Annotated in this window: 16 protein-coding genes; 2 read left to right on the forward strand and 14 right to left on the reverse strand. The window is 64.7% G+C overall.

Annotation, left to right across the window (positions count from 1 at the left end):
• From AC1Q6Z_RS01615 to AC1Q6Z_RS01675, 13 genes are all read right to left on the reverse strand, one after another.
• Positions 1–1,632 (reverse strand): alpha-D-glucose phosphate-specific phosphoglucomutase, encoded by a 1,632-nt coding sequence (locus tag AC1Q6Z_RS01615; protein WP_492646518.1) that lies wholly within the window; start codon positions 1,630–1,632, stop codon positions 1–3.
• 13 nt (positions 1,633–1,645) lie between these two features.
• Positions 1,646–3,094, reverse strand: coding sequence for a glycogen synthase GlgA (gene glgA, locus AC1Q6Z_RS01620; RefSeq protein ID WP_492646519.1), 1,449 nt, complete (start codon positions 3,092–3,094; stop codon positions 1,646–1,648).
• 8 nt (positions 3,095–3,102) lie between these two features.
• The gene (gene glgC, locus AC1Q6Z_RS01625) at positions 3,103–4,365 is read right to left on the reverse strand and encodes a glucose-1-phosphate adenylyltransferase (protein WP_256119777.1); all 1,263 of its coding nucleotides are present in this window, start codon (positions 4,363–4,365) and stop codon (positions 3,103–3,105) included.
• Positions 4,366–4,389: 24 nt separating this feature from the next.
• Positions 4,390–6,603 (reverse strand): 1,4-alpha-glucan branching protein GlgB, encoded by a 2,214-nt coding sequence (glgB, locus tag AC1Q6Z_RS01630; RefSeq protein ID WP_492646520.1) that lies wholly within the window; start codon positions 6,601–6,603, stop codon positions 4,390–4,392.
• Positions 6,603–9,062, reverse strand: a complete 2,460-nt coding sequence (locus AC1Q6Z_RS01635; protein ID WP_435266309.1) for a glycogen/starch/alpha-glucan phosphorylase — start codon at positions 9,060–9,062, stop codon at positions 6,603–6,605. The genes glgB and AC1Q6Z_RS01635 overlap by 1 nt, the downstream gene beginning before the upstream one ends.
• A gap of 204 nt (positions 9,063–9,266) precedes the next feature.
• Entirely contained in the window at positions 9,267–10,532 is a 1,266-nt protein-coding gene (locus tag AC1Q6Z_RS01640; RefSeq protein WP_492646521.1) for a vWA domain-containing protein, read from the reverse strand.
• Between the two features lie 141 nt (positions 10,533–10,673).
• Entirely contained in the window at positions 10,674–11,561 is an 888-nt protein-coding gene (locus AC1Q6Z_RS01645; protein WP_492647227.1) for a transglutaminase family protein, read from the reverse strand.
• Between the two features lie 22 nt (positions 11,562–11,583).
• Positions 11,584–13,977, reverse strand: coding sequence for a circularly permuted type 2 ATP-grasp protein (locus AC1Q6Z_RS01650; protein WP_256119922.1), 2,394 nt, complete (start codon positions 13,975–13,977; stop codon positions 11,584–11,586).
• 36 nt (positions 13,978–14,013) lie between these two features.
• Positions 14,014–17,343, reverse strand: coding sequence for a transglutaminase family protein (locus tag AC1Q6Z_RS01655; protein ID WP_492646522.1), 3,330 nt, complete (start codon positions 17,341–17,343; stop codon positions 14,014–14,016).
• A 106-nt stretch (positions 17,344–17,449) separates the two neighbouring features.
• On the reverse strand, positions 17,450–19,702 hold the full coding sequence (locus tag AC1Q6Z_RS01660) for a methyl-accepting chemotaxis protein (RefSeq protein ID WP_492646523.1): 2,253 nt from the start codon (positions 19,700–19,702) through the stop codon (positions 17,450–17,452).
• Positions 19,703–19,888: 186 nt separating this feature from the next.
• Entirely contained in the window at positions 19,889–20,665 is a 777-nt protein-coding gene (locus AC1Q6Z_RS01665; RefSeq protein WP_492646524.1) for a VOC family protein, read from the reverse strand.
• 29 nt (positions 20,666–20,694) lie between these two features.
• Complete coding sequence (locus AC1Q6Z_RS01670) at positions 20,695–21,429, reverse strand: DUF899 domain-containing protein (protein ID WP_492646525.1); 735 nt, start codon at positions 21,427–21,429, stop codon at positions 20,695–20,697.
• Between the two features lie 81 nt (positions 21,430–21,510).
• The gene (locus AC1Q6Z_RS01675) at positions 21,511–21,972 is read right to left on the reverse strand and encodes a MarR family winged helix-turn-helix transcriptional regulator (protein WP_492646526.1); all 462 of its coding nucleotides are present in this window, start codon (positions 21,970–21,972) and stop codon (positions 21,511–21,513) included.
• 84 nt (positions 21,973–22,056) lie between these two features.
• Between AC1Q6Z_RS01675 and AC1Q6Z_RS01680 the strand changes: the two genes are divergently transcribed.
• Positions 22,057–22,461, forward strand: a complete 405-nt coding sequence (locus AC1Q6Z_RS01680) for a GFA family protein (protein WP_492646527.1) — start codon at positions 22,057–22,059, stop codon at positions 22,459–22,461.
• Positions 22,462–22,504: 43 nt separating this feature from the next.
• Here the strand turns inward: AC1Q6Z_RS01680 and ilvD are convergent, their stop codons facing one another.
• The gene (ilvD, locus tag AC1Q6Z_RS01685; protein ID WP_439617528.1) at positions 22,505–24,340 is read right to left on the reverse strand and encodes a dihydroxy-acid dehydratase; all 1,836 of its coding nucleotides are present in this window, start codon (positions 24,338–24,340) and stop codon (positions 22,505–22,507) included.
• A 208-nt stretch (positions 24,341–24,548) separates the two neighbouring features.
• Between ilvD and AC1Q6Z_RS01690 the strand changes: the two genes are divergently transcribed.
• Positions 24,549–25,586, forward strand: coding sequence for a GntR family transcriptional regulator (locus AC1Q6Z_RS01690; RefSeq protein ID WP_492646528.1), 1,038 nt, complete (start codon positions 24,549–24,551; stop codon positions 25,584–25,586).
• Positions 25,587–25,592: the final 6 nt, after the last annotated feature.

Raw genomic sequence — 25,592 nt, forward strand, 5'->3', positions numbered from 1 at the left:
TCAGGTGATCACGGTCGGCGCGTCGCGGCCGGTGCGGGCCTTGATGCCGGCGATCTCGTCGGCGACGGCGATGAGGTCGGAAAGCGCCTCCTGCGTCTCGACGTCGTGGCGCGCGGCATCGGGCTCGAAGCGCTCGATATAGACGCGCAGCGTCGCGCCCGACGTGCCGGTGCCGGAGAGGCGGAAGACCACGCGCGAACCGCCTTCGAAGAGGATGCGGATGCCCTGGTTCTTGCTTACCGACTGGTCGACAGGATCGTTGTAGGCGAAGTCGTCGGCCGTCGCGACTTTGAGGGCGCCAAAACTCTTGCCGGGCAGCCTGGCGAGCTGGTCGCGCAGGTTCGCCACCAGGCCGTTGGCGGCGTCGGTGTCGACTTCCTCGTAGTCGTGACGGGAATAGTAGTTGCGGCCGTAGGTCGCCCAGTGCTGCTGGACGATGTCGAGCACGCTCTCCTTGCGCACGGCGAGGATGTTGAGCCAGAGCAGCACCGCCCAGAGCCCGTCTTTCTCGCGCACATGGTTGGAGCCGGTGCCGGCGCTTTCCTCGCCGCAGATCGTGGCAAGGCCCGCATCGAGCAGGTTGCCGAAGAATTTCCAGCCGGTCGGCGTCTCGTAGATGCCGATGCCGAGCTTTTCGGCGACGCGGTCGGCGGCACCCGATGTCGGCATGGAGCGGGCGATGCCGGCGAGGCCTGCGGCATAGCCGGGAGCGAGATGGGCGTTGGCGGCGAGGAGCGCAAGGCTGTCGGAGGGGGTGACGAAGATGCCCTTGCCGATGATCAGGTTGCGGTCGCCGTCACCGTCGGAGGCGGCGCCGAAGTCCGGGGCGTCGTCGGCCATCATCGTGTCGTAGAGGGCGCGGGCGTGCACGAGGTTGGGGTCCGGATGGTGGCCGCCGAAATCGGGCAGCGGCATGAAGTTCAGCACGGAGCCCTTGGTGGCGCCGAGGCGATTTTCGAGGATTTCCTTGGAATAGGGGCCGGTGACGGCGCTCATGGCATCGAAGACGACGCGGAAGCCGCCGGCAAGCAGCGCGCGGATGGCTGCAAAGTCGAAAAGCTGTTCCATCAGCTCGGCATAGTCGGCGACCGGGTCGATGACGGTGACCGTCATGCCGTCGACGTCCTGCGTGCCTTCATGGTCGAGATTGACGTCTGCGACGTCGGCGATCTTGTAGCTGTCGATCGACTTGGTGCGGGCGAAGATCGCGTCGGTGATCTTTTCCGGCGCCGGGCCGCCATTGCCGATATTGTATTTGATGCCGAAATCTTCCGTCGGGCCGCCGGGATTGTGGCTGGCGGACAGCACGATGCCGCCGAAGGCCTTGTATTTGCGGATGACGTTGGAGGCGGCCGGCGTGGAGAGAATGCCGCCGCGGCCGACGAGAACGCGGCCGAAACCATTGGCGGCCGCCATCTTGATGGCGAGCTGGATGACCTCGCGGTTGTAATAGCGCCCGTCGCCGCCGATCACGAGCGTCTCGCCGGCAAAGCCTTCCAGCGAATCGAAGATCGCCTGGATGAAGTTCTCCGCATAGTTCGGCTGCTGGAAGACGGGGACCTTCTTGCGCAGGCCCGAGGTGCCTGGCTTCTGATCGGTGTAAGGCGTGGTCGTTACGGTCTTGACGGTCATCGGCTCATACTCTTCAGGAAAGATTGGCTCTCGAAAGAAGGCTGGAATAGAGGTCAGCGTAGCGCGCGGCGCTGTTTTCCCAAGAAACGTCTGACTTCATACCTTGGTTCTGGATGCGTGCCCAGATTTTCGGTTCGTTATAGGCCTTGAAGACGCGGCGCAGCGCCTGGCGCAGGCCCTCGGCATTGATCGGCGTGAACTGGAAACCGGTGGCGACGCGGGCGGAAAGCGCGGCCTCGTTGGCGTCGATGACGGTATCGGCGAGGCCCCCGGTGCGCGCGACGACGGGGATGCAGCCGTAGCGCAGGCCGTAAAGCTGGGTGAGGCCGCAGGGCTCGAAGCGCGACGGGATGAGGATCGCGTCGGCGCCGGCCTGCATGAGGTGCGACAAGGGTTCGTTATAGCCGATGACGATGCCGATGCGGCCGCGGTGGCGGGAGGCAGAGGCCAGCAGCGCGCCTTCGAGGCCCTGGTCGCCGGAGCCGAGTACGGCGAGCTTGCCGCCCTGCTCGACGATCCAGTCGGCGACCTCGGCGATGAGATCGATGCCCTTCTGCCAGGTGAGACGGCTGATGACGCAGAAGATCGGGCCGTCGTCGTCGCCGAGGCTGAAGCGTTCGGCAAGCGCGCGGCGATTGGCGGCGCGCTGCTTGGGCGCGCCGGGGGCATAGGGGCGGGCGATATGCGTGTCGGTCTCGGGATTCCAGACGGCGGTGTCGATGCCGTTGACGATGCCGACGAGGTCGCTGGCGCGGGCATTGATCAGGCCTTCGAGCCCCATGCCGTATTCCGGCGTCATGATCTCGTGGGCATAGGTGGGGCTGACGGTGGTGATCGACCAGGCGGTGCGCAGCCCGCCCTTCAGGAAGCCGACATCGCCGTAATATTCCAGCCCGTCAACGGTGAAGGCCTGCGGCGGCAGGCCGAGGTCGGGGAAGATATCCGCACCATACTGCCCCTGGAAGGCGAGGTTGTGCACGGTGAGCACGGTCGGAATATGCTGCAGGCCGGTATAGCGCATATAGACGGCGGTCATCGCCGCCTGCCAGTCGTGTGCCTGTACGATATCCGGCCGCCAGTCCGGCAGCAGGCCGCGGGCGATTTCTGCGCCGGCAAGCGAGAGGGAGGCGAAACGCTGCCAGTTGTCGACGAAATCCTTGCCGGTGGCGTCCGTATAGGGTCCGCCCGTGCGGTCGAAGAAGCCCGGCGCATCGAGCACGAGGATATCGAGACCCTCGTGTTTGGCGGCGAGGATGCGGGCGGGCTCGCCGAGCAGGGCGTCGAAGCGCGCGACCTCCTCGAGCGACTCCAGCCGCTGCATCACGGCGGGATAACCGGGCATCAGCGTGCGCATATGCACGCCGTGCCCGGCAAGCGCGATCGGCAAGGCGCCGGCGACGTCGGCGAGGCCTCCCGTCTTGATCAGCGGGAATACTTCGGATGCCACCGAAAGGATATTCATCAGGACGACTACTGCTCCAGCTTGTCGATCATCGGTTGGGTGATGAGGCAGATGCCGCCGCTCGACCGGCGGAACCGCCGCGCGTCGGCTTCCGGGTCCTCGCCGACGACGAGGCCCTCGGGAATGATGACGCCGCGGTCGATCACGACATTCTTGAGGTTCGCGTGCCGGCCGATCCTGACATCGGGCAGCACGACCGCGCCCTCCAGCCTGGAGAAGGAATTGGCGCGCACGCCGGTGAAGAGCAGGCTGCGGTGCAGCGTCGAACCGGAGATGATGCAATCGCCCGAAACCAGCGAGGAGATCGCCGAGCCGCGCCGGTTCTCGTCGTCATGCACGAACTTTGCCGGCGGCTTGATCTCGGCGAAGGTCCAGATCGGCCACGTGCTGTCGTAGATGTCGAGTTCCGGCGCAATGTCCGTCAGGTCGATGTTCGCCTGCCAGTAGGCGTCGATCGTGCCGACGTCGCGCCAATAGGCCTCGCGCTCGAAATCGGAGCGCACGCAGGAGGAGGCGAAACGGTGGGCGACGGCTTTGCCGTGCTGGACGATGTAGGGGATGATGTCCTTGCCGAAATCGCGGCTCGACGTCGGGTCGGCGGCGTCGCGGCGCAACAGGTCCATCAGGAACTTGGTGTGGAAGACGTAGATGCCCATGGAGGCGAGCGCCAGGTCCGGCTGGCCGGGAATGCCCGGCGGATCGGCCGGCTTCTCGACGAAGGCAATGATCTGGTCCTTCTCGTCGACATGCATGACGCCGAAGCCGGTCGCCTCCATGCGCGGCACTTCGAGGCAGCCGATGGTGACCTGCGCGCCGGAATCGACGTGCTGCTGGAGCATCAGCTCGTAGTCCATCTTATAAATATGGTCGCCCGCCAGGATGACCATGTACTCGACACCGTGGTCCTCGATGATATCGATGTTCTGGTAGACGGCGTCAGCGGTGCCCTCGTACCATTGCGTCTCGGACACGCGCTGGCTGGCCGGCAGGATGTCGAAGCTTTCGTTTCGCTCGGGGCGGAAGAAGTTCCAGCCGCGCTGCAGGTGGCGGATCAGCGAATGCGCCTTGTACTGCGTGGCGACGCCGATGCGGCGGATGCCGGAATTCAGCGCATTGGATAGCGCGAAGTCGATGATGCGCGCCTTGCCGCCGAAATAGACGGCGGGCTTGGCGCGCCGGTCGGTCAGCTCCTTGAGGCGGCTTCCTCGGCCGCCGGCAAGAACATAGGCCATCGCGTCACGGGCGAGGGGTTGAATCCGCTTTTGCTCCATAGTGTCCTCCCGACAGTCGATTTTTTACGCGTCCAGTTCCAGCATCAGCGTTGCCAGCGGGGGCAGCGTGATGGCGGCTGAGATTCTTCCATTTGCCTGTTTCTTGGCCTGAACGGCCCCGCCATTCCCCTTGCCACTGCCGCCGTAGATTTCGGCATCGGTGTTGAGGATTTCGCGCCACCGGCCCTCCACCGGCAACGGCACCCCGTAGTTCTCGCGGTAGACGGGGGTGAAGTTGGTGACGACGGCGATCATCTTCTCGCCCGGCGCCTTGCGCAGCCAGGCGAAGACCGAGTTTTCGCGATCGTCGGCGATCAGCCATTCGAAGCCGTCGCCTTCGCAGTCGCGCGCATGCAACGCGGCCTTGCGGCGGTAGGTGCCGTTCAGGTCGCGCACCAGCCGGCGCATGCCCTCGTGCAGCGGATATTCGAGCAGGTTCCAGTCGAGCGACTTTTCCTCGCTCCATTCCTGCCATTGCGCGAATTCCTGGCCCATGAACAGCAGCTTCTTGCCGGGATACCCCCACATGAAGCCGTAATAGGCGCGCAGGTTCGCGAATTTCTGCCAGTCGTCGCCCGCCATCTTGGCGATCAGCGAACCTTTGCCGTGCACCACCTCGTCGTGGGACAGCGGCAGCACGAAATTCTCCGTAAAGGCATAGAGTAGGCCGAAGGTCATGTCGTTGTGGTGGAACTTGCGGTGCACCGGCTCGCGCGACAGATATTGCAGCGTGTCGTGCATGAAGCCCATGTTCCACTTGAAGCCGAAGCCGAGGCCGCCGTCATGCACGGGTGCCGACACCTTCGGCCAGGAGGTGGACTCTTCCGCGATCGTCAGGATGCCGGGATGGGCGGCATAGACATGGGCGTTCATCGATTGCAGGAAGCGCACGGCCTCCAGGTTCTCGTTGCCGCCATATTCGTTCGGGACCCATTCGCCGTGTTTGCGCGAATAGTCGAGATAGAGCATCGAGGCCACCGCATCGACGCGCAGGCCGTCGAGGTGGAATTTCTCCGACCAGTAGAGCGCGTTGTTGATGAGGTAGGCGAGCACTTCGGCGCGGCCGAAATTGTAGATCGCCGTGTTCCAGTCCGGGTGAAAACCCTGGCGGGGGTCCTCGTGTTCATAGAGCGCGGTGCCGTCGAACTGGCGCAGGCCATGCGCATCCGTCGGGAAATGCGCCGGCACCCAGTCGAGGATGACGCCGATGCCGACCTTGTGGCAGCCGTTGACGAAGCGGGCGAAGCCTTCCGGCTCGCCGAAGCGGGCGGTCGGCGAATAGAGGCCGGTCGTCTGATAACCCCAGGACGGGTCGAAGGGATATTCGGTGATCGGCAGGAACTCGATATGGGAAAATCCCATGTCGACGCAGTACGGGATCAGCCGGTCGGCGAGCTCGTCCCAGGTCAGCATGGCCCCGTCGCTGTGGCGCTGCCAGGAAGCGGCATGCACCTCGTAGATCGAGATCGGCTGGCGGCGTGCATCGGCGGTCGCCCAATGCTTGAGATGCGCCTCGTCCTCCCATTCCTGGGCGATCGGCCCGGTGGTCATCGAGGCGTTGTTGGGGCGCAGTTCCGAGCGGCGGGCGAAGGGGTCGGCCTTCAGCGGCAGGACCTCGCCGTTGATGCCGACGATCTCGTATTTATAGGCATGGCCTTCGGTAATGCCGGGCAGGAAGATTTCCCAGATGCCGGTGTCGCGGCGCAGGCGCATCGCGTTGCGCCGCCCGTCCCATTCGTTGAAATTGCCAACGACCGAGACGCGCTTGGCATTCGGCGCCCAGACGGCGAAATGGAAGCCTTCGATGCCGTCGAGCGTCATCGGGTGGGCGCCCAGCTTGTCGAAAAGGCGCAGATGCGAGCCTTCGCGGATATAATAGTCGTCCATCGGGCCGAGCACCGGCCCGAAACTATAGGGGTCGATCACCACCCACTCGCCGCCGTCGTTGCGGGCGCGATAGCGGATCGGCTGGAGTTTCTTGAGGGAAACCTCGCCGGCGAAGATGCCGGCCGGATCGACCTGGGCGAGCGCGCCGATCTCCTTGCCCGCCAATGTCTCGGCGGTGACTTCGGCTGCACCCGGCAGGAAGCAGCGGGCGATATATTTGTCGCCCGCCGGATGGGGGCCGAGCACTGCGAACGGATCCCAGTGCCGGCTTTCCAAAATTGCATCGATGTCCGCTTTTGCCAGAAGCTCTGACGGTTGGTCCGTCGTGCCTTTTTTCGGCGGTGCGGTCATCAGGCTCTCCAGATTTCCTTGGCGTATTGGCGAATGGTGCGGTCGGACGAGAACCAGCCCATGCGGGCCGTGTTGCGCACGGTCTTAGAGTACCAGGCCGTCTTGTCGAGCCAGATGGCGTCGACATCGCGCTGGGCCTTGGAATAGGCGTCGAAATCGGCCGCCACCATGAACCAGTCGTGATTGTAGATGCCGTCGACGAGACCGGTGAAGCGGTTGCGGTCATCCGGCGAGAAAACGCCCGACGAAATCGCGGCCAGCGCCTGCGACAGCTCCTTTGACTGCTCGATGATGGCGCGCGGATTGTGCCCTTCGGCCCTCACCTTCGCCACTTCTTCCGCCGTCATGCCGAAAATCACGATGTTCTCCTCGCCGACATGGTCACGCATCTCGACATTGGCGCCGTCGAGCGTGCCGATGGTCAGTGCACCGTTCAACGCGAACTTCATGTTTCCGGTTCCCGACGCTTCCATGCCGGCGGTCGAAATCTGCTCCGAGAGGTCGGCGGCGGGCACCATGATCTCGGCGAGCGAGACATTGTAGTTCGGCACGAAGACGACCTTGAGCAGGCCGCGTACGGCGGGGTCGTTGTTGATCACGCGCGCGACGTCGTTGGCGAGCTTGATGATCAGCTTGGCATTGTGGTAGCTCGGCGCCGCCTTGCCCGCGAAGAGTTTGACGCGCGGCACCCAGTCGAGTTCGGGATGCGAGCGGATCTGGTCGTAGAGCGCCACCGCCTCGATGATGTTGAGGAGCTGGCGCTTGTATTCGTGGATGCGCTTGATCTGGATGTCGAACATCGCGGCGGGATCGATGCGGACCCCCATGCGGCTGCCGACCAGATTGGCGAGGCGGTTCTTGTTCTCGCGCTTGATCGCCGCGAAACGCTCCTGGAAATCCTTCTTGTCGGCGAAGGCATCGAGCGCCTTCAGCGCCTCGGCGTCGTCCATGAAGGCTTCGCCGATCGATTCGCGGATCAGGTTGAACAGGCCCGGATTGCACTGCATCAGCCAGCGGCGCGGCGTGATGCCGTTCGTCTTGTTGTTGATGCGGTTCGGATAGAGCTTGTGCAGGTCGGCGAAGACCGTTTCCTTCATCAGCTCGGTGTGCAGCGCCGAGACGCCGTTGATCGAATGCGAGCCGACGAAGGCGAGGTTGCCCATGCGCACGCGGCGCTCGCCGGATTCCTCGATCAGCGAGATGCTGCGGATACGCTGGTCCTCGAAACCCTTTTCCTTGCGGGCTTCGACCAGGATCTTGGCGTTGATCGCATAGACGATCTGCATATGGCGCGGCAGCAGCCGCTCGAGCAGAGGCACCGGCCAGCTTTCCAGCGCTTCGGGCAGCAGCGTATGGTTGGTGTAGGAGAAGGTGCGGCGCCCGATATCCCAGGCGACATCGAAATCCAGACCGTGGACATCCATCAGCAGGCGCACGAGTTCGACCACCGAAATGGCCGGATGCGTGTCGTTGAGCTGGATCGCGACGGCGTCTGGCAGGGACGTGAAGTCCGGATATTGCTGGAGGTGGCGGCGCAGGATGTCCTGCAGCGAGGCCGAGCAGAAGAAGAATTCCTGGCGCAGGCGCAGTTCCTGGCCGGCCGGCGTGGCGTCCGCGGGATAGAGCACGCGCGTCAGGCTTTCCGCCCTGTTGCTTTCCTTCAAGGCACCGATGTGGTCGCCGGCGTTGAAGGCGTCGAGCAGGATGGGGTCGATCGGGTTGGCGGCCCACAGGCGCAGCGTGTTGACGCGCTTGCCTCGCCAGCCGACGGCCGGCGTGTCGAAGGCGGTCGCGATGACGCGCTCCGCTGGCTTCCAGACGAAACGCTGTTTGTCCTCGCCGATATTGATCGTCTCGACGGCGCCGCCGAAGCCGATTTCGTAGGAGCTTTCGCGGCGTTCGAATTCCCAGGCATTGCCGTGGGCGAGCCAGGTTTCCGGCAGCTCGACCTGCCAGCCGTCCGCCATCTGCTGGCGGAAGAGGCCGTGCACGTAGCGGATGCCGTAGCCGTAGGCGGGCACGTCGACCGTCGCCATGCTTTCCATGAAACAGGCGGCGAGACGGCCGAGACCGCCATTGCCGAGGGCGGCATCCGGCTCAAGCTCGGCGATGATGTCGATATCGACGCCGAGGGAGGCGAGCGCGTGGCGCATCTCGTCCATGATGCCGATATTGGTCATCGCGTCGCGCATCAGGCGGCCGATGAGGAATTCGAGCGATAGATAATAGACGCGCTTTGCGCCCGTCGCGTAGGTGCGGCGGGTGGAGTCCATCCACTTGTCGGTGATGCGGTCGCGCGCCACCAGGATCGCGGCCGTCAGCCAATCATGGGGCTTGGCCACTTTCGGGTCTTTCCCGATACGGTATTTGAGGCGCTCCAGAAGTTCGGTGGCGAGTTGTTCTCGGTCCGAAGATCGGAGGGCCGGGGCGAGATCGTTGTTGGTAACCCGGTTCATCATGGTGAACTTTTGTCCCCTCGCATGTGGTGCGTCGTTCTCGCGAAAGTCGCGTTTAAATCAATTTATGCATCTATCCGAAGCGCTTGCAATACGCCTTTTCAAGAAAGGCCACATGCATTTTCGACATGCCTGAAACACGCCGAACATGCTAAAAAACCCGCCGCGCAATGCGCAGCGGGTTCATTTTGGCGATGGTATTGCGGTTTACTTGGTCAGGCGGGACGCCATGGCGGCTGCACTTTCGCCGATTGCCTTGAATGCGGCGATGAGGGCGGTCATGTTCTCGGCCTGGAAATAGTTTGCTGGCGTCGTAGCGCACTCCCTGAGCAGCGTCTGGCCCCGCGTCGGTGCCATGAACGCGACGGTGTAGACGATCACGCCGGCGTCGCGGGCTTCTACACATGAGGCTCTTGTCTCGTCGTCAGATTTCTTAGCCTTCGAATCGGAAGCAGAGCCGTCATAGCTGGTGTTTTCACCATCCGTCATGAAGATGATGTACTTGATGGGCACCTGGCCATTCTTGTCCTTGTGTGCGCCAATCTCGGTTTCCTTGGTCTTGTTCGCAGGCGCTATTTTAGCGACCGCCGTGGCGAATGCCTCGTGCGAATCCGTTCCGCCGGTCGGCTGTTCCGGAAGGGCGTTGACGTAGTCGGACGCGCCTTTCGTTCCCCAGGCCAGCTTGGACTCGTTCTGCGTATCGTCGTTATAGGAGATGGCGCCGGTGCGGACGTATTTCTGCTCGGGATCGAGGGTGTTGAAGACGGTCACGAGACTTGCCACAGCCTTCTTCAGGGCGGCGATCTTGCGTGTGTAGCAAGGAACGGTCGGGAGAACGACTTTTCCCCAGTTGCTTTCTGTCCAGTTCTGGCAGGGTAGGATCTGGCTCGCGATGTCATCCGTTTTGAAAGACATAGAACCCGAGCGGTCCAGCACGAGGTACATGGAAATCGCGCTCTTCTTCTGGGCTGTACCGCTTTCCGCCGTGCTTTTCGCATTCATCTTGATCGATTTCTGACCAAGAAGACGCGTGAAGGGGTTGAACTCCAGCGTGTAGGCCGTCGCCACATCCACCTGGAACGACTTGCTGTTGTTGGCAAGGGGCGTCTCTTTGATGTCGATGACGGTGGAGGACGAGAAGTCGTTCTTGTCCTTATCCTTGTCCTTCTGGTCCCCTTCGGCATCCACGCTACCGCCGGTCGTCATCTGGCTCTTGAGGAAGCGCATGCCGATTTCCTTCGCCTGCGCAGCGGTCTTGCCGTCATTGGCAAGCGCGGAGGCGGCGGCGAGGGCGGCCGCGTCGGTCGCGTCCTGCAACTCGGCCTTGACCATGACCATCTTTGTAAGATCCACGGCGACACCGCCGGCTGCGAGCATGACCGGGAAGATGAGGGCCGTCATCATTCCGAAATTACCGCGGCGGTCCCGCAGGAGGCGGGAGAGCCAGGACCGTTTTTCCGTATTTTTCGTCATGAGCGTTCACCCAGCATCTTTATAATGTGGGGCGAAACTAGCAGCGAAGTGTTATTTAACGGTTCGGGTGCGTGGTATAGTTTTCGTAAAATTGCGCCGATCCCGCAGTTCCGGCTTTTCCCGTTGTTTCCAAACGGGATTTCACGCGGTCTGGCGCACCGGGATGACGTCGACGGCCTGGGTCGTCTTGTGCTGGCCATAGCCTTTCAGGATCCCGATGACGGGGGCGACGTCGGCGTAGTCCCGGCCATAGGCGACGACGATATGGTCGGTGCCGGCGGGGATGTTGTTGGTCGGGTCGAGCTCCATCCAGCCGTTCACCCGGCCGCACCAGAAGCGCACCCAGGCATGCATGGCATCCGCCCCCTCCAGCCGCTCCTTGCCCGCAGGCGGAATGGTGCGCAGGAACCCGCTGACATAGCCGGCGGGGATGCCGAGGCTTCTCAGCGCCACGATCATCACATGGGTGAAATCCTGGCAGACGCCGCGCTTCAGCTTGAAGGCCTCGCGTGGGGTTGTGTCGACGTTCGTCGCCTTCGGGTCGTAGGTGAAATCCTTGTGGATGCGGGCGCAGACGGCGGTCGCGATGGCGCGGATCGTCATGTCCGGCTTGGCGATGGAGCGGGCGTATTCGGCGATTTCGGGGCAATCCTTCAGCCGCGGGCTGGCGCCGGTATAGTGATGGGGCGAGCCGGCATCGAGCGACCAGTAATTGGCGATATCCTCCGGCAGGTCGGCGACGCGTGGCGAAAAATCCGCCGCCGGCTCCGGCATGTCGACATGGACGCGGGCCTGCATTCGGATGTCCAGCCGCTCATGCGCATTGCGAAACAGGATCGAGCTCATCGGGTTTTCGAAGAAATCGTTGTGGTCGACCCGCTCGCCGGGGCCGGGATTGACGCCGACCGTGCCGGCGACCAGCCGCTGGCGGCCGCCGATCGACAGCGGCAGCACGCGCACGATATGCCGGCCGCCGGAAACCGGCGTGTCGTAGAGATAGCTGATCTGGAGGTTGACGTCGTAGAGCATGGTCACCGCGTCTCCTCCCTGTTCAGCTCAGATAGGTCTGGGCGAGGATGTCGGAAAGCTTTTCGAGTTCGGTCTCGAAACGCTTGTAGACCGCATCCGTCATGGTTTCCGGCGTCATCACCGCCAGCCCCGCGTGAAGCCGCATGGCCTCGCGGTAGAACGGCGACATCTGGCCGTTTGCATAGGCGTTCGGCAGCTGCTCGACCTCGTTCTTGATCTCGTTCAATTGATAGAGGATCGAGCGCGGGTTGAGGGCGTCGAGCGCCAGGAGGTCGGTGACCGTCAACCGCGCCGTCGCCACATTATAGCGGCGGCGATGGGTCATCACGCTGTCGCCGATCTCCAGCAGCATGTCGAGCGCGCCGTCGGGCGCATCCTCGCCGGACATGTGGCCGAGCAGGCGTGTCATGTGCAGGCCGCGTTCGAGATAGCGGCCGATCGAGAGGAATCGCCAGCCGGTGAAGCGGTACATGTTTTCGTGCACGAGGCCGGCGAAGCCCGCGAGCTTGCGCAGGAGCACGGTCATGGCGCGTGTCGCATCGTCGCCGGGCTGCACGCTGACATGGAAGCGGCGGGCGGTCTTCGACAGGTCGTTCAGCGCCAGCCAGCCGTCCGGCGAGAAGCGGTCGCGGATGTTGCCGGCGGAGAAGACGGCGCTGTCGATGCTGCGGATCAGGCTCGTCGGCATGGCTTCCGCCGTGTCGATGCCGAGCGCGTCGAGATAGTCGCTGACATCCTTCAGCAGCGGCTGTTCGGGATTGGCGTATTCGGCGTAGCGCCCGTGCCAGGCGCGCAGCACGCGCAATGCGCCTTCCGCCCGCTCGATATAGCGACCGAGCCAGAAGAGGTTGTCGGCCGCGCGGCTCGGCAGGCTGCCGGGCATGTTGCGGGTGAACATCTCTTCGGCCGGCAGCAGCGAGGTGCGCTCGACCGGCTTGCGGCTGACGATCCAGACATCCGCCGCCGAGCCGCCCTCCTGCATGGCGATCGCCGCCACGTTGTCGCCAGCGCCGATGCGGGCAAAGCCGCCGGGCATGATCTGCCAGCCGCTCCGCGTGCGGGCGGCGAAGACGCGCAGCGACATCGGCCGCGGCACGAGCTTGCCATCGACGAAGGCGGGCGTGGTGGACAGCGTCACCGCTTCCTGCCCGACCAGTTTCACGCCATCCGTCGCCAGCCATTCGGCGATCGACTGTTTTGCCGTGTCGCGCAGCGAGGAGCCGAGCACGGACTGCTCGTTGTCGTCGAAGAAGGGCCGGGTCGAATAGGCCGGGCCGATGACCATGCGCTCGATATTGGCCGCGACGTGCTCGCGTTCGCTCTTCTGGCCGCACCACCAGGTGGCGACGGACGGCAGCATCTGGTCCTCGCCAAGCAGTTGGCGACAGATGTTGGGCAGGAAGGCAAGCATGGCGCGGGTCTCGACGACGCCGGCGCCGAGCGCGTTGACGATGCTGACGGAGCCGGAGCGCAGCGCCTCGACGATGCCGGGCGTGCCGATATGGGAATTCTGGTTCAACTCCAGCGGATCGGCAAAGGAGGCATCGAGGCGGCGCCACAGCACGCCGACCGGCTTGAGGCCGGCGACGGTGCGCACCATGACCTTGCCGCCGACGACCGTCAGGTCCTCGCCTTCCAGCAGCATGAAGCCGAGATAGCGGGCAATATAGGCGTGTTCGAAATAGGTTTCGTTGGCGAGCCCCGGCGTCAGGACCGCGATGCGGTCTTCCGCGGATTTGTTGCCCTGCAGCGTGCTGCGGAAGGCGCCGAAGAAGCCGGCGAGGCGGTGGACGTGGGTTTCCGCGAAGACATCGGAGAAGGCGCGTGTCGTCGCCACGCGGTTTTCCACCGCGAAGCCGGCGCCCGATGGTGCCTGCGTGCGGTCGGAAAGCACCCACCAGTTGCCGTCCGGCCCGCGGCCGATTTCGAAGGAAACGAAGTGCAGGAAATGTTTGCCGGCGGGCTGCACGCCGACGAGCGGGCGCAGGAATTCGCTGTTGGAGGCGACGAGGGCCGGCGGCAGCAGGCCGTTGGCGACGAGCTCGTTCTTGCCGTAAATGTCGGCGACGACCGCCTCCAGCAGTTCCGCCCGCTGGATGAGGCCGCGCGACAGGGTCTCCCATTCGGCGTCGTCGATGAGCACGGGAATGTGGGAGAGCGGCCAGGCGCGCTCGGCGCCGGCCTCCTTGCCATAGGCCCGGTAGAAGACGCCGGCGTCGCGCAGGTAGCGGTCGGCGCGGGCGAAACGGCCGGCAAGCTCGGTCTCGTCCATCTTGCCGAGTGCGGCGAGAAAATGCCGCCAGACCGGGCGTACTTCGCCGTTCGTATCGACCATCTCGTCGGCGACGCCCGGAGGCGGTGCATAGGCGCGCGTCGGCTTTTGCGCCGTACCGGCCTTGACGCGTTCTGCCTCCACACTCGTGGTCTTCAATTCCTGTACTCCAATGGAGGGCTAGATGCCGGACGGCCGGCGCAGATCCAGCGTCAGCGGGAAATCCGCCGACGGTGGTTCCGGCCACAGCGTATAGCCGCCCGCCCTGTGCCCCCAGGGCTCGAATCGCGCCAGCCGGCGCGCTTCAGCCTCGTTTCCGTTCACCGGGAAGGTGTCATAGCTGCGTCCGCCCGGATGGGCAACGTGGTAGATGCAGCCTCCGATCGCCCGCCGCGACCATGTATCATAAATGTCAAATGTAAGCGGTGTGTTGACGGGCAGCGCCGGATGCAGGCCGGAGGCGGGCTGCCAGGCCTTGTAGCGCACGCCGGCGACGGAGACGCCCTTGGTGCCGGTCGAGCGCAGCGGGACGGGCCTGCCGTTGCAGGCGACGGTGTAGCGTTCCGGATTGGCGGTCTCCAGCTTTACCTGGAGGCGTTCGACGGACGAATCGACGTAGCGCACGGTGCCGCCGACCGCGCCCTGTTCGCCCATGACATGCCAGGGTTCCAGCGCCTGGCGCACTTCCAGGTTCGCGCCCTCATATTCGACCTCGCCGCAGAAGGGGAAGCGGAATTCGAGTTGGGCGGCGAACCATTCGGACTTGAGGTCGAAGCCGTTCGTCTTGAGGTCTGCCAGCACGTCCAGGAAATCCTGCCAGACATAGTGCGGCAGCATGAAACGATCGTGCAGCGTGGTGCCCCAGCGCACGAAGCCGCCATCGGCCGGGTTCTGCCAGAAGCGGGCGATGAGCGCACGGATCAGCAATTGCTGGGCAAGGCTCATGCGGGCATTCGGCGGCATTTCGAAGCCGCGGAACTCGACGAGGCCGAGGCGGCCGGTCGGGCCGTCCGGCGAAAACAGCTTGTCGATGCAGATTTCCGAACGGTGCGTGTTGCCGGTGCCATCGGTGAGCAGGTTGCGGAACAGGCGATCGACGAGCCAGGGCAGGGGGGCAGCACCCTGGCCGGGCGGCGGGACCTGCGCAAACGCGATTTCCATCTCGTAGAGCGTGTCGTGCCGCGCTTCGTCGATGCGCGGCGCCTGGCTTGTCGGGCCGATGAACATGCCGGAAAAGAGATAGGAGAGCGACGGATGCCGCTGCCAGTGCAGGATGAGGCTCTTCAGCAGGTCCGGCCGGCGCAGGAACGGGCTGTTGTTCGGGTTGTCGCCGCCGACGACAACATGGTTGCCGCCGCCCGTGCCGGTGTGGCGGCCGTCGATCATGAATTTGTCGGCGCCGAGCCGGGTGAGGCGGGCCTCCTCGTAGGCCGCGGTGGTGATGTCCACGCAATCCTGCCAGTTGGCGGCGGGGTGGATATTGACCTCGATGACGCCCGGGTCGGGTGCGACCCGCATGACGTTGATGCGCTCGTCATGCGGCGGCGCATAGCCTTCGATATGGACCGGCAGGCCGAGGTCGGCCGCGGCCTTTTCGGCCGCCGCGATCAGGTCGAGATAATCCTCGATGCGCTCGACGGGCGGCATGAAGACGCACAGGCGGCCGTCGCGCGGCTCGACGCTGAGAGCGGTGCGCACGGCGCCGCGGATGTCACCGGTCGATCCGGCGATGTTCTGTTCGTTGCGGTCCTGCTGGGGCTCGCTTGCGCGTAGCGACGCCTGCGCCAGGGTTCTTGCTGGCGCGCTGTAGTCGGGCAGCGGCTCCCGCGGGATCGAGGGGTCGGCCTGGTGGATGTAGGGATATTGCGACGGCGGCACGTAGGGCAGGGTGCCGAGCGGCATGCGGAAGCCGATGGGCGAATCGCCGGGAATGAGGAAGATCTTGCCGCGGCGGGTGCGCCACCGTTCGCTCACCCAACGCCGGCCGCCGGCCTTGGCGTTCCAGGCCTGCACCGGCAGGATGTAGCCGGTCGCAGTCGTCAGGCCGCGCTCGAACACCTTGGCGATGCGCGCCCGCTCTTCCGGGCTTTCGAGCTTGGAGTTCGACGGGTCGACATTTTCCGGCAGGCTGCCTTCCTTGATGATCCATTCCGCCGGGTCCTCGAAGGCGGGGATGATCATGTCCGGCTCGATCTCAAGCTCGGCGGCGATGCCGGCAAGAAGCGCCTCGGCCTGTTTTTCGGTGACCTCGGTGTCGGCGCCCTCGGTGGCGATCAGGTCCGGGTTATGCCAGATCGGCTTGCCGTCCTTGCGCCAGTAGAGCGAGAAGGTCCAGCGCGGCAGGCTTTCACCCGGATACCACTTGCCCTGGCCATAATGCAGGAAGCCGCCGGGCGCGAAGCGCTCGCGCAGGCGCCGGATCAGCTCGTCGGCCTTCTCGCGCTTGGTGGGGCCAACGGCGGCGGTGTTCCATTCCTCGGATTCGAAATCGTCGATGGAGACGAAGGTCGGCTCTCCGCCCATGGTGAGGCGCACGTCGTTGTCCGAAAGCACGGTGTCGACCTTGCGGCCCAGCGCGTTCAGCGCCTCCCAGCTCTCGTCGGAGAACGGCTTGGTGATGCGCGGGTGCTCGGCGACACGCGCCACCGTCATGGCGAAATCGAATTCGGTGTTCGCTTCGCCGAAATAGCCGCCGCTGATCGGTGCTGCATTGCGAAAATGCGGTGTTGCGGCAAGCGGGATATGGCTTTCGCCGGTGAGCAGCCCGGAGGTCGGGTCGAGGCCGATCCAGCCGGCGCCCGGAAGATAGACCTCGCACCAGGCATGCAGGTCGGTGAAGTCGACCTCGGTGCCGGAGGGGCCGTCGAGCGCCTTCAGGTCCGGGCTGAGCTGGATGAGATAGCCGGAGACGAAGCGGGCGGCGAAGCCGAGATTGCGCAGGATCTGCACGAGCAGCCAGCTCGAATCGCGGCACGAACCAAGCGCCGTGGTCAGCGTCTCTTCCGGCGTCTGCACGCCGGGCTCCATGCGGATGACGTAGCCGACCGACTGCTGGACCTGGGCATTGAGGGCGACGACCATGTCCAGCGTGCGCCGGCGCGAGCGGTCGATCGTCTTCATATAGGCTTCGAGCGCCGGGTCCATCGGCTCGGGCGCGCGATAGATCTTCAGGTCTTCGCGCAGGTCCTCCGGATAATCGAAGGGCCAGTGCTCGGCCTCTTCCTCGATGAAGAAGTCGAAGGGATTGTAGACCGTCATGTCGGCGACGAGATCGACTTCGATCTTCAGTTCGGTCACCGGATCGGGGAAGACGTAGCGGGCGAGATAGTTGCCGTAGGGGTCCTGCTGGAGGTTCACGAAATGGTTTGCCGGTGAAACCTTCAGCGAATGGCTGATGACCTTGGTCTTGGAATGGGCGGCCGGCTTCAGCCGGATGATCTGGGGTCCGAGCCGGACCGGGTTGTCGTACTTGTAATGGGTGAGGTGGTAGATACCGGCCTTGATCGACATGCGCTCTCTTTTTCCCCTCGGTGACGGTCTGTTGCCGCCATCGAGGAGAGTTTGTGCAATGCGAAGAGAGATTGCAAGCGGGATCGCTGCGTGCCGTCACCGTCGGTCAGACGATGGCCCGCAGGTGCGGCCTTGCCTCGGGTTGGCGCGACGCCTCGCCGGGCGTCTCGAACTGGCCGACGAGGCGGGCAAGCGTGGCGGACTCGTCGGAAAGGCGATGTGTGACGGCGCTGCTTTCCTCGACCATCGCGGCATTCTGCTGGGTCACCGCGTCGAGCTGGCGGATCGTCGTGTTGATTTCGTGGATGCCGACGGACTGGTCGCGTGCTGCGCGCGCGATCTCCTTGATCTCCGTGTCGATCGCGCTGATCTTGCCCGCGATGTCGCGCAGCACGCTGCCGGTCTCGCGCACCAGGCCCGCACCGCGCGCCACTTCGTCGGCGGATTTGGTGATCAGCGCCTTCACCTCGCGCGCCGCGCTTGCCGTGCGCTGCGCCAGTTCCCGCACCTCCTGCGCGACGACGGCGAAACCTTTGCCGGCTTCGCCAGCCCGCGCGGCTTCCACGCCGGCGTTCAGTGCGAGAAGGTTGGTCTGGAAGGCGATGTCGTCGATGACGCCGATGATGTTGCCGATTTCATGCGATGACGTCTCGATCTTGCCGATGGCGCTGACGACGTTGTCGACGACCTGTTCGGAGGTGGCCGAGCTCTTCTTGGTGTCGGAGGCGAGGCGTTCTGCGACCGTCGTGCGTTCAGCGGCGGACTGTACGGCCTGCGTCATTTCGGCAAGCGCCGTCGCGGCCTCGCCCAAAGAGGCGGCCTGCCGTTCGGTGCGGCTGGAGAGCTGGACGAGCGCCTCCTGCATCTCGCTGGAATCGTCGCGGATGCGGTGCGTGTTGACGCGCACCGTGGTCATCGCCTCTGCGAGGCGCTCGACGGAGGCGTTGTAGTCGGTGCGGATACGGTCGAGCGCGGGCATGAAGGGCGTGTCGATGCGTTGCGTGAGGTCGCCGCGGGCGAGGTGCTGCAGCGCGCCCGCCAGGCGCAGCACGGCCGCTTCGGTCTCGGCGTCTTCTGCCTCCTTGGCGCTTTCGCGGGCCGCCCGTTCGCTGTCGGCCTCCTCGCGGATCGACGCGGTTTCGCGTTGCAGGCGTTCCTTTTCGATTGCGGCATCGCGGAAGACGAGCACGGAGCGCGCCATGTCGCCGATCTCGTCGCGCCGCGCCTGGCCGTCGCAGGCGATCGTCGTGTCGCCGCCGGCAAGCCGGTTCATGTCCGAGACAAGCGCGGTGATCGGGCGCGACAGGCGGCTGGCGAAGAGGAAACCGACGGCGGCGGTCACCACAAGCACGCAGAGCGAGACGAGCAGCGTCCAGTGGATGAGGCGGGTGAGGCCGGCGAAGACTTCGCTCGACGCCATGACGGCGGCGACGGTCCAGGTGCGGCCGAGGAAATCGAAGCTGGCGGCGGCGAGTTTCACCTCGCGGCCGCGGTGATCGGGCAGGGTGGCCTTGGCGATCGCGCCGTCGTCGGCCGCAAGCAGCTCCGGCGCGATGCGCATCGAGAGCACGTCGGCATCCGTGCCATGCGAGGGCCGGGTGAGGAGTGTGCCATCGGCGTTCAGCAGCATGGCTTCGCCGGTCTCGCCGAGGCCGACCGGATTGTTCAGCCGGGCGGCGATGCGCTCGGTCGGCAGGGCCACGACGAGCACGCCGATCTTGCCGGCGACGGAGGCAACGGGGGCGGCGAGGAAGGCCATGGCACGGCCGGCGGGCGCATAGGCCTGGTAATCGCCGAAGGCGACGATGGCGGTTTCCGTGCTGGGGGCCGCTTCGGCAAAGACCTTGGCAAGGCCGGTGCCGGCGAAGCGCATATCGGTCGTCAGGTTCGCGCCGAAATCATCGTGTTTCTTCAGCGAATAGACGATGTCGCCGCTGAGATTGACGAGCAGCATGTCGCCAAAACCCTGCGCTTCGGCCTGCCGCAGGAAGAAGCCGTGGTAGCGGCCATGCATCTGGTCGAACTTGTCGATCTCGGCGGATTTCAGATCGGCCTTGCCGCCATAGCGCCGCTGCAACTCGGCGGCGCGGTCGCCCCCGATTGCGCCGAGTTCACCCGAGAGGTCGTCCAGCGCCTTGGCGACGACCTTCTGGCCGGCGAGATCGCGGGTCTCCTTGACGATCGATTGCAGGTACTGCGCCAGCTCGTTGCGCCGGCCGTCGGCCAGCGTTTCGAGCTTCGTCACCGCCGCCTCGGTCGACTGGCTGGCGCTGAGATAGAGGCTCGCGACGCTGGTTGCGGAAATGGCAATGACGGCCAACAGCAGGGCTGCAAGCGAAAGCTTTATAGAAAGACGCATGGGAATGGTTTCTGAAAAATACGCAGCTACAGATCATGCCGATAGCGGCTGCCAGAAAGCGCATCCTGCGGCCGGGGCGAGACCCGGTTCTGACCGTCGTCAATATGACCTTCGGTCATGACGGGTCTGTGACGATTTTGTGAAAGCTGCGTGGAGCGGCGGGAGCCGCTCCACCTGGGCGTAGGCTCAGCGGGTCATGGAGACCAGCGAGAAATAGGCTCCCTGTGGATCGACGCAATTGAGGATCCAAGCGCCGCCGGGCACTTCCATCGGTCCCATCATAATGCTGCCGCCGCCATCCGTGACGCGTTTGCCCGCGGCATCGAGGCCTTCGACCACGAAATAATAGCCCCAGGCGGGCGGCATGGGCATGCCGGGCGGCGTGGTCATCATGCCGCCGATGGCGTTGCCGCCGCCCGCGGCGAAGGTCTGGTAGGTGCCCATGCCGGCGTCCGACATGTCGACGGCCTGGTCCTTGGTCCAGCCGAAGGTCTTCGAATAGAACTCCCAGGCGGTGTCGAGGTCGCCCGCCATCAGCTCGTTCCAGCCGATATGGCCGGGCGTCATCATTTCGGGCCGCGCCGGACCCTCATCCTCGGTGCTGAAGAGCGAGAAGACGGCGCCGTGCGGATCGGCGACGACGGCGAAGCGGCCGATGCCAGGAATGTCGGCCGGTTCGCGCATGACCGAGCCGCCGTTTTGGGTGATCTCCCGCGCGGTCTCCTCGATCCGGTCGGTGAAGATATAGCCCATCCAGGCCGGCGGCATGCCGCTCGCTTCCGCCGGCAGGGCCATCATGCCGGCGATCTGCGTGTCGCCGGCATAGGCGAGCAGGTAGTTCATGTCCGGCATGCCGGAATCGCGGATCGACCAGCCGACGACCGTCGCGTAGAAACGCTCGGCGGCCGCGACGTCGTTCGTCATCAGTTCGTACCAGCAGAACCGGCCATAGTCCTTGTGCATGTCGTCGTTCCTTCGTTGTCTTCTGGGCTTCAGTCGCAGCAGGAATGCGCCTTGGGCGCATCGTCATATTCGTCCTTGCGCTTGACGAAGCTGAGCGTTCCCGTCTCGTTGCGGCCTTTTGGCGCGCGGTCGAGGATCATCAGGGTGCCGAGCGCCTCTTCACCGCCGCGGGCATAGTCCGAGTAGGTGTGGTAGACGATGCCGTCCTCGTCCTTGAAGAAGGCGCTCAAGCCCGGAAGCTCGTCATGCGCATCGGCGGCGTCGGTCTCGCGGAAGTTATACATCACCTTGCCGCGGGCCAGTTCCTCCTTGGTGAAGGAAACGTGGTAGTCGAAGTTGAAATCGCTGCCGAAGGACGACACCCAGGGGAATTCCCAGCCCATGCGCTTCTTGTAGGCCTCGAGCTTTTCCAGCGGCGCGCGGGCAACGGCGACCATCGTCACGTCGTGATTGTTGAGATGCGGCAGCATGCCGTCGATATGGTCGGCCATGAAGGAACAGCCGGGGCAGCCGGCTTCCCAATCGGGACCATACATGAAGTGGTAGACGATGAGCTGGCTGCGCCCGTCGAACAGTTCCGCCAGCGTCTTGCGGCCTTCCGGCGTTTCGAAGGTGTAGTCCTTCTCCACCTTGACCCAGGGCAGGGTGAGGCGCTCGGCGCGCACCTTGTCGCGCAGCTTGGTCTCTTCCTTCTCCAGGGCCAGCAGGGCCTTGCGGGCGGCGAGCCATTCTTCCTGGGATACGATCTCGTGGTTCGGTCTCATGCTCGGGACTCCTCTTTCACGGGCTTTCGACAAAAGAGTTGGTATCAACATTTATGGCCCGTGTCAAAGCGTCGACCGGTTTCAGTCGTCCGGCACGGACTGTTTCTCAACGGCCTGTAACGCCGTGATGACGGTCTCGGTTGCCTCGCGGAGTTGCTTTTTATCGAAGAGTTCGCCGAGCGCATTGGCCCACACCGCCTGGCGGGCCTTGATGGCGTCGAGCGTCACCTTGCCCGCCTCGGTCAGCACCATCAGCTTGGCGCGCTGGTGGGCGGGGTTTTCCGCATAGAGGATCAGGCCGTCCTTTTCGAGCAGGTCGGCGACGCGTTGCACGCCCTGCCGCGTCATGCCGAGCGCGCGGCCGGCTTCCGCAACGGACATCGGCGCATGGTCGGCGGCGGCGAGAACCTGCCAGCGCGCGCTGGTCTGACCAGCGGGTTTGGCCAGTGCATCGCCGGCCGTGTGCAAGTGCCCGGCAAGGCGCAGCACGGAAATGGCGAAGGCGGCGAAAGCGTCGCCGGCGGGGGTGCGATCCGGATTCATATTGACAACATGTTGTCATTCTGCAAAAGTAAATTTGACAGCATATTGTCATTTATGGGCGCGAAGCGCAAGCGAGGAAACATCATGTTGAAGACCTACAAGGGAAGCTGCCATTGCGGGAAAATCCGCTACGAGGCGGATATCGACCTTTCCGCCGGCACGGGCCGGTGCAATTGCTCGATCTGCTCGAAGAAGCGGTATTGGGGCGCCCAGATCAAGCCGGATGCCTTTCGCCTGCAATGCGACGAGGCGGATCTCGGCGACTACCAGTTCGGCACGATGAGCGGGCACCACCACTTCTGCAAGAACTGCGGCGTCTCGTCGTTCGGCCGGGGTTATGTCGAGGCGATCAGCGGCGCCTATGTCTCGATCAACGTCGCCTGCCTCGATGATATCGAGCACAGCGAGCTTGCGGCATTGCCGGTGCAATATTTCGACGGGCGGAACAATGCCTGGTGGAACACGCCGGAAGAGACGCGCCACCTGTGAGACGAGACCGGGCGCGAGGAAAACCTGGCGCCCGGCAAAACGCTTATTCCGGCAGGATGCGCACGGCGCCCTTGTCGGCGCTGGCGGCGAAGGCGGCATAGGCCTTCAGCGCCGTCGTGACGTTGCGCTTGCGCGGTGCCGCCGGCTTCCAGCCGAGCTTGTCCTGCTCGGCACGGCGCACGGCCAGCTCTTCCTCCGAAACCGCGAGGTTGATGGTGCGGTTCGGAATGTCGATCTCGATGAGGTCGCCCTGGCGCACGAGGCCGATCGTGCCGCCCTGGGCGGCTTCCGGCGAAGCATGGCCGATCGACAGGCCCGAGGTGCCGCCGGAGAAGCGGCCGTCGGTGACGAGCGCGCAGGCCTTTCCGAGGCCCTTCGACTTCAGGTAGCTCGTCGGATAGAGCATTTCCTGCATGCCGGGGCCGCCCTTCGGGCCTTCGTAGCGGATGACGACGACGTCGCCGGCCTTCACCTCGTTGGCGAGGATGCCCTTGACCGCCGCGTCCTGGCTTTCGAAGACCACTGCCGGGCCGGAGAACTTCAGGATCGATTCATCGACGCCCGCCGTCTTCACGATGCAGCCGTCGAGCGCGATGTTGCCCGAAAGCACGGCGAGGCCGCCGTCCTTGGAGAAGGGGTGCTCAACGGAGCGGATGACGCCGTTTTCGCCGTCCGTATCCAGTTCGTCCCAGCGAGCCGACTGGCTGAACGCGACCTGGGTCGGGATGCCGCCCGGCGCCGCGCGGAAGAAGGTGCGGACCGTCTCGCTGTTGGTGCGGGTGATGTCCCAGCGGTCGATCGCGTGGCCGAGCGTTTCGGCATGCACGGTCGGCGTGTCGCGGTGGATGAGGCCGCCGCGGTCGAGTTCGCCAAGGATGCGCATGATGCCGCCGGCCCGGTGTACGTCTTCCATGTGCACGTCCTGCTTGGCAGGCGCGACCTTGGAGAGGCAGGGCACACGACGCGACAGCGCGTCGATGTCGTTGAGGTCGAAATCGATGCCGCCTTCATAGGCGGCCGCGAGGATGTGCAGCACGGTGTTGGTCGAGCCGCCCATGGCGACATCGAGCGACATGGCGTTTTCGAAGGCGCGCTTGTTAGCGACCGAACGTGGCAGGATGCTCTCGTCTTCCTGCTCGTAATAGCGCCGCGCGAGATCGACGATCAGGTGGCCGGCCTCGACGAAGAGGCGCTTGCGGTCGGCATGCGTCGCCAGCGTCGAGCCGTTGCCGGGCAGCGACAGCCCGAGGGCTTCGGTCAGGCAGTTCATCGAATTGGCCGTGAACATGCCGGAGCAGGAGCCGCAGGTCGGACAGGCCGATCTTTCGATGACCTTGACGTCCTCGTCGGAGATCTTGTCGTCGGCGGCGGCAACCATGGCGTCGACGAGGTCGAGCGCAACCGTCTTGCCGTGCAGCACCACCTTGCCGGCCTCCATCGGCCCGCCGGAAACGAAGACGGCCGGGATGTTGAGGCGCATGGCGGCATTCAGCATGCCGGGCGTGATCTTGTCGCAGTTCGAGATGCAGACCATCGCGTCGGCGCAGTGCGCGTTTACCATGTACTCGACCGAGTCGGCGATGATCTCGCGCGACGGCAGCGAGTAGAGCATGCCGTCATGGCCCATGGCGATACCGTCGTCGACGGCGATCGTGTTGAATTCCTTGGCGACGCCGCCGGCAGCCTCGATCTCGCGCGCGACGAGCTGGCCGAGGTCCTTCAGGTGCACGTGGCCGGGCACGAACTGGGTAAAGGAGTTCACCACCGCGATAATCGGCTTGCCGAAATCCGAATCCTTCATGCCGGTCGCGCGCCAGAGGCCGCGGGCACCGGCCATGTTGCGGCCGTGGGTTGTGGTTCGGGAGCGATATGCGGGCATGGTTCCATTCCTTGACATAGGACGTTGCTCGCATATGGCCCTTCTAGGGCCGGATTGCGAGCCTTGAGAGGGTTTCCCTAGCGCAAAACGCCCCGCGCGTCACGAAAGGAATGACGATTTTTTGACGGTGCGGCGCAATTTCCTTGCTGCCTGCTTGCGCCGGACATGACCGTTGTCGGCATAAGGCATTCATGCCATGGTCCGCGCCATGAACGAAGCGGGTCAGGTTTTGGCGGAGACGGGCGCGGAAAGCGCCGAAGCGGCGCTCGACAAGAGCCCGCTTTACCTGCGTATTCGCGATGTCTTGGCCGATGCGATATCCGCCGGCCGCCTGCCACGAGGCGCGTTGCTGCTCGAAGGCCCGGTCGCGGGCGTTTTTGCGTCCACGCGCACGCCCGTCCGCCAGGCCTTCGCGCTGCTGGAGGCGGCGGGTTCGATCCGGCGTTTCGATGGGCGCGGTTTCCTGGTGGGGCAGGGACGCAGCGGGCCGAAGCGCGTGGCGCTGACCGCCGAGATGCTCGGCCTCGACGAGGAGGCGCCGGGCCTGCGCAAGGCGCCCGGCTGGGAGGCGATCTACGAGAGCCTGGAGCGCGAGATGGTGCATATCTCCGTCTTCGGCCGCCACCGCATCAACGAGGTGGAGCTGGCGCGTGCGCGGGGCGTCGGCCGGCAGGTGGCGCGCGATGCGCTGACGCGGCTCGAAGCGCTCGGCATCGTGGAGAAGGACGAGCGCATGCGCTGGACGCTGGTGCCGCTCGACGAAAGCCGCATGCGCGACCTGCACGATATCCGCGTGGCGCTGGAGCCTCTGGCGCTGACTAGGGCGGCCCCCTTCATTCCGCCCGCCGAGCGCCGCGCGATGACGCATCGGCTGGAAGAGGCGCTGGCAGTCTATCCGGACCTCTCCGTTCCGGCGATGGACGATCTCGAAACCGACCTGCACATCACCTGCCTCGGCTACTGCCCCAACCGGGAGCTGCTGATCGCGCTGCGGCGTGCGCGTTTCATGCTGAATGTCAGCAAGCACATCATCGGCGTCTCGCACCGCATGCCGGAAAGCGAGCCCTTCATCGCCGAGCATCTCGCGGTGTTCCGCGCGCTCGATGTGGACGACAGCGAGCGTGCCGCCGAGACCCTGCAGCACCACATCACCGTGTCGCTGCCCAAGGTCATCCAGCGCGTCGCGGAGCTGCGCGCGGCGCATCGGCCCGACATGCCGGTCTATGCCAGCCCCATTGCGCGCTGAGGAGGT

This window comes from Shinella sp. GW835-FHT14H05 (assembly GCF_058793575.1).

Excerpts from the sequence above, each read along its gene's own strand:
- AC1Q6Z_RS01615 (WP_492646518.1), bottom strand. The coding sequence starts at position 1,632 with ATGACCGTCAAGACCGTAACGACCACGCCTTACACCGATCAGAAGCCA.
- glgA (WP_492646519.1), bottom strand. The coding sequence starts at position 3,094 with ATGAATATCCTTTCGGTGGCATCCGAAGTATTCCCGCTGATCAAGACG.
- glgC (WP_256119777.1), bottom strand. The coding sequence starts at position 4,365 with ATGGAGCAAAAGCGGATTCAACCCCTCGCCCGTGACGCGATGGCCTAT.
- glgB (WP_492646520.1), bottom strand. The coding sequence starts at position 6,603 with ATGACCGCACCGCCGAAAAAAGGCACGACGGACCAACCGTCAGAGCTT.
- AC1Q6Z_RS01635 (WP_435266309.1), bottom strand. The coding sequence starts at position 9,062 with ATGATGAACCGGGTTACCAACAACGATCTCGCCCCGGCCCTCCGATCT.
- AC1Q6Z_RS01640 (WP_492646521.1), bottom strand. The coding sequence starts at position 10,532 with ATGACGAAAAATACGGAAAAACGGTCCTGGCTCTCCCGCCTCCTGCGG.
- AC1Q6Z_RS01645 (WP_492647227.1), bottom strand. The coding sequence starts at position 11,561 with ATGCTCTACGACGTCAACCTCCAGATCAGCTATCTCTACGACACGCCG.
- AC1Q6Z_RS01655 (WP_492646522.1), bottom strand. The coding sequence starts at position 17,343 with ATGTCGATCAAGGCCGGTATCTACCACCTCACCCATTACAAGTACGAC.
- AC1Q6Z_RS01660 (WP_492646523.1), bottom strand. The coding sequence starts at position 19,702 with ATGCGTCTTTCTATAAAGCTTTCGCTTGCAGCCCTGCTGTTGGCCGTC.
- AC1Q6Z_RS01665 (WP_492646524.1), bottom strand. The coding sequence starts at position 20,665 with ATGCACAAGGACTATGGCCGGTTCTGCTGGTACGAACTGATGACGAAC.
- AC1Q6Z_RS01670 (WP_492646525.1), bottom strand. The coding sequence starts at position 21,429 with ATGAGACCGAACCACGAGATCGTATCCCAGGAAGAATGGCTCGCCGCC.
- AC1Q6Z_RS01675 (WP_492646526.1), bottom strand. The coding sequence starts at position 21,972 with ATGAATCCGGATCGCACCCCCGCCGGCGACGCTTTCGCCGCCTTCGCC.
- AC1Q6Z_RS01680 (WP_492646527.1), top strand. The coding sequence starts at position 22,057 with ATGTTGAAGACCTACAAGGGAAGCTGCCATTGCGGGAAAATCCGCTAC.
- ilvD (WP_439617528.1), bottom strand. The coding sequence starts at position 24,340 with ATGCCCGCATATCGCTCCCGAACCACAACCCACGGCCGCAACATGGCC.
- AC1Q6Z_RS01690 (WP_492646528.1), top strand. The coding sequence starts at position 24,549 with ATGAACGAAGCGGGTCAGGTTTTGGCGGAGACGGGCGCGGAAAGCGCC.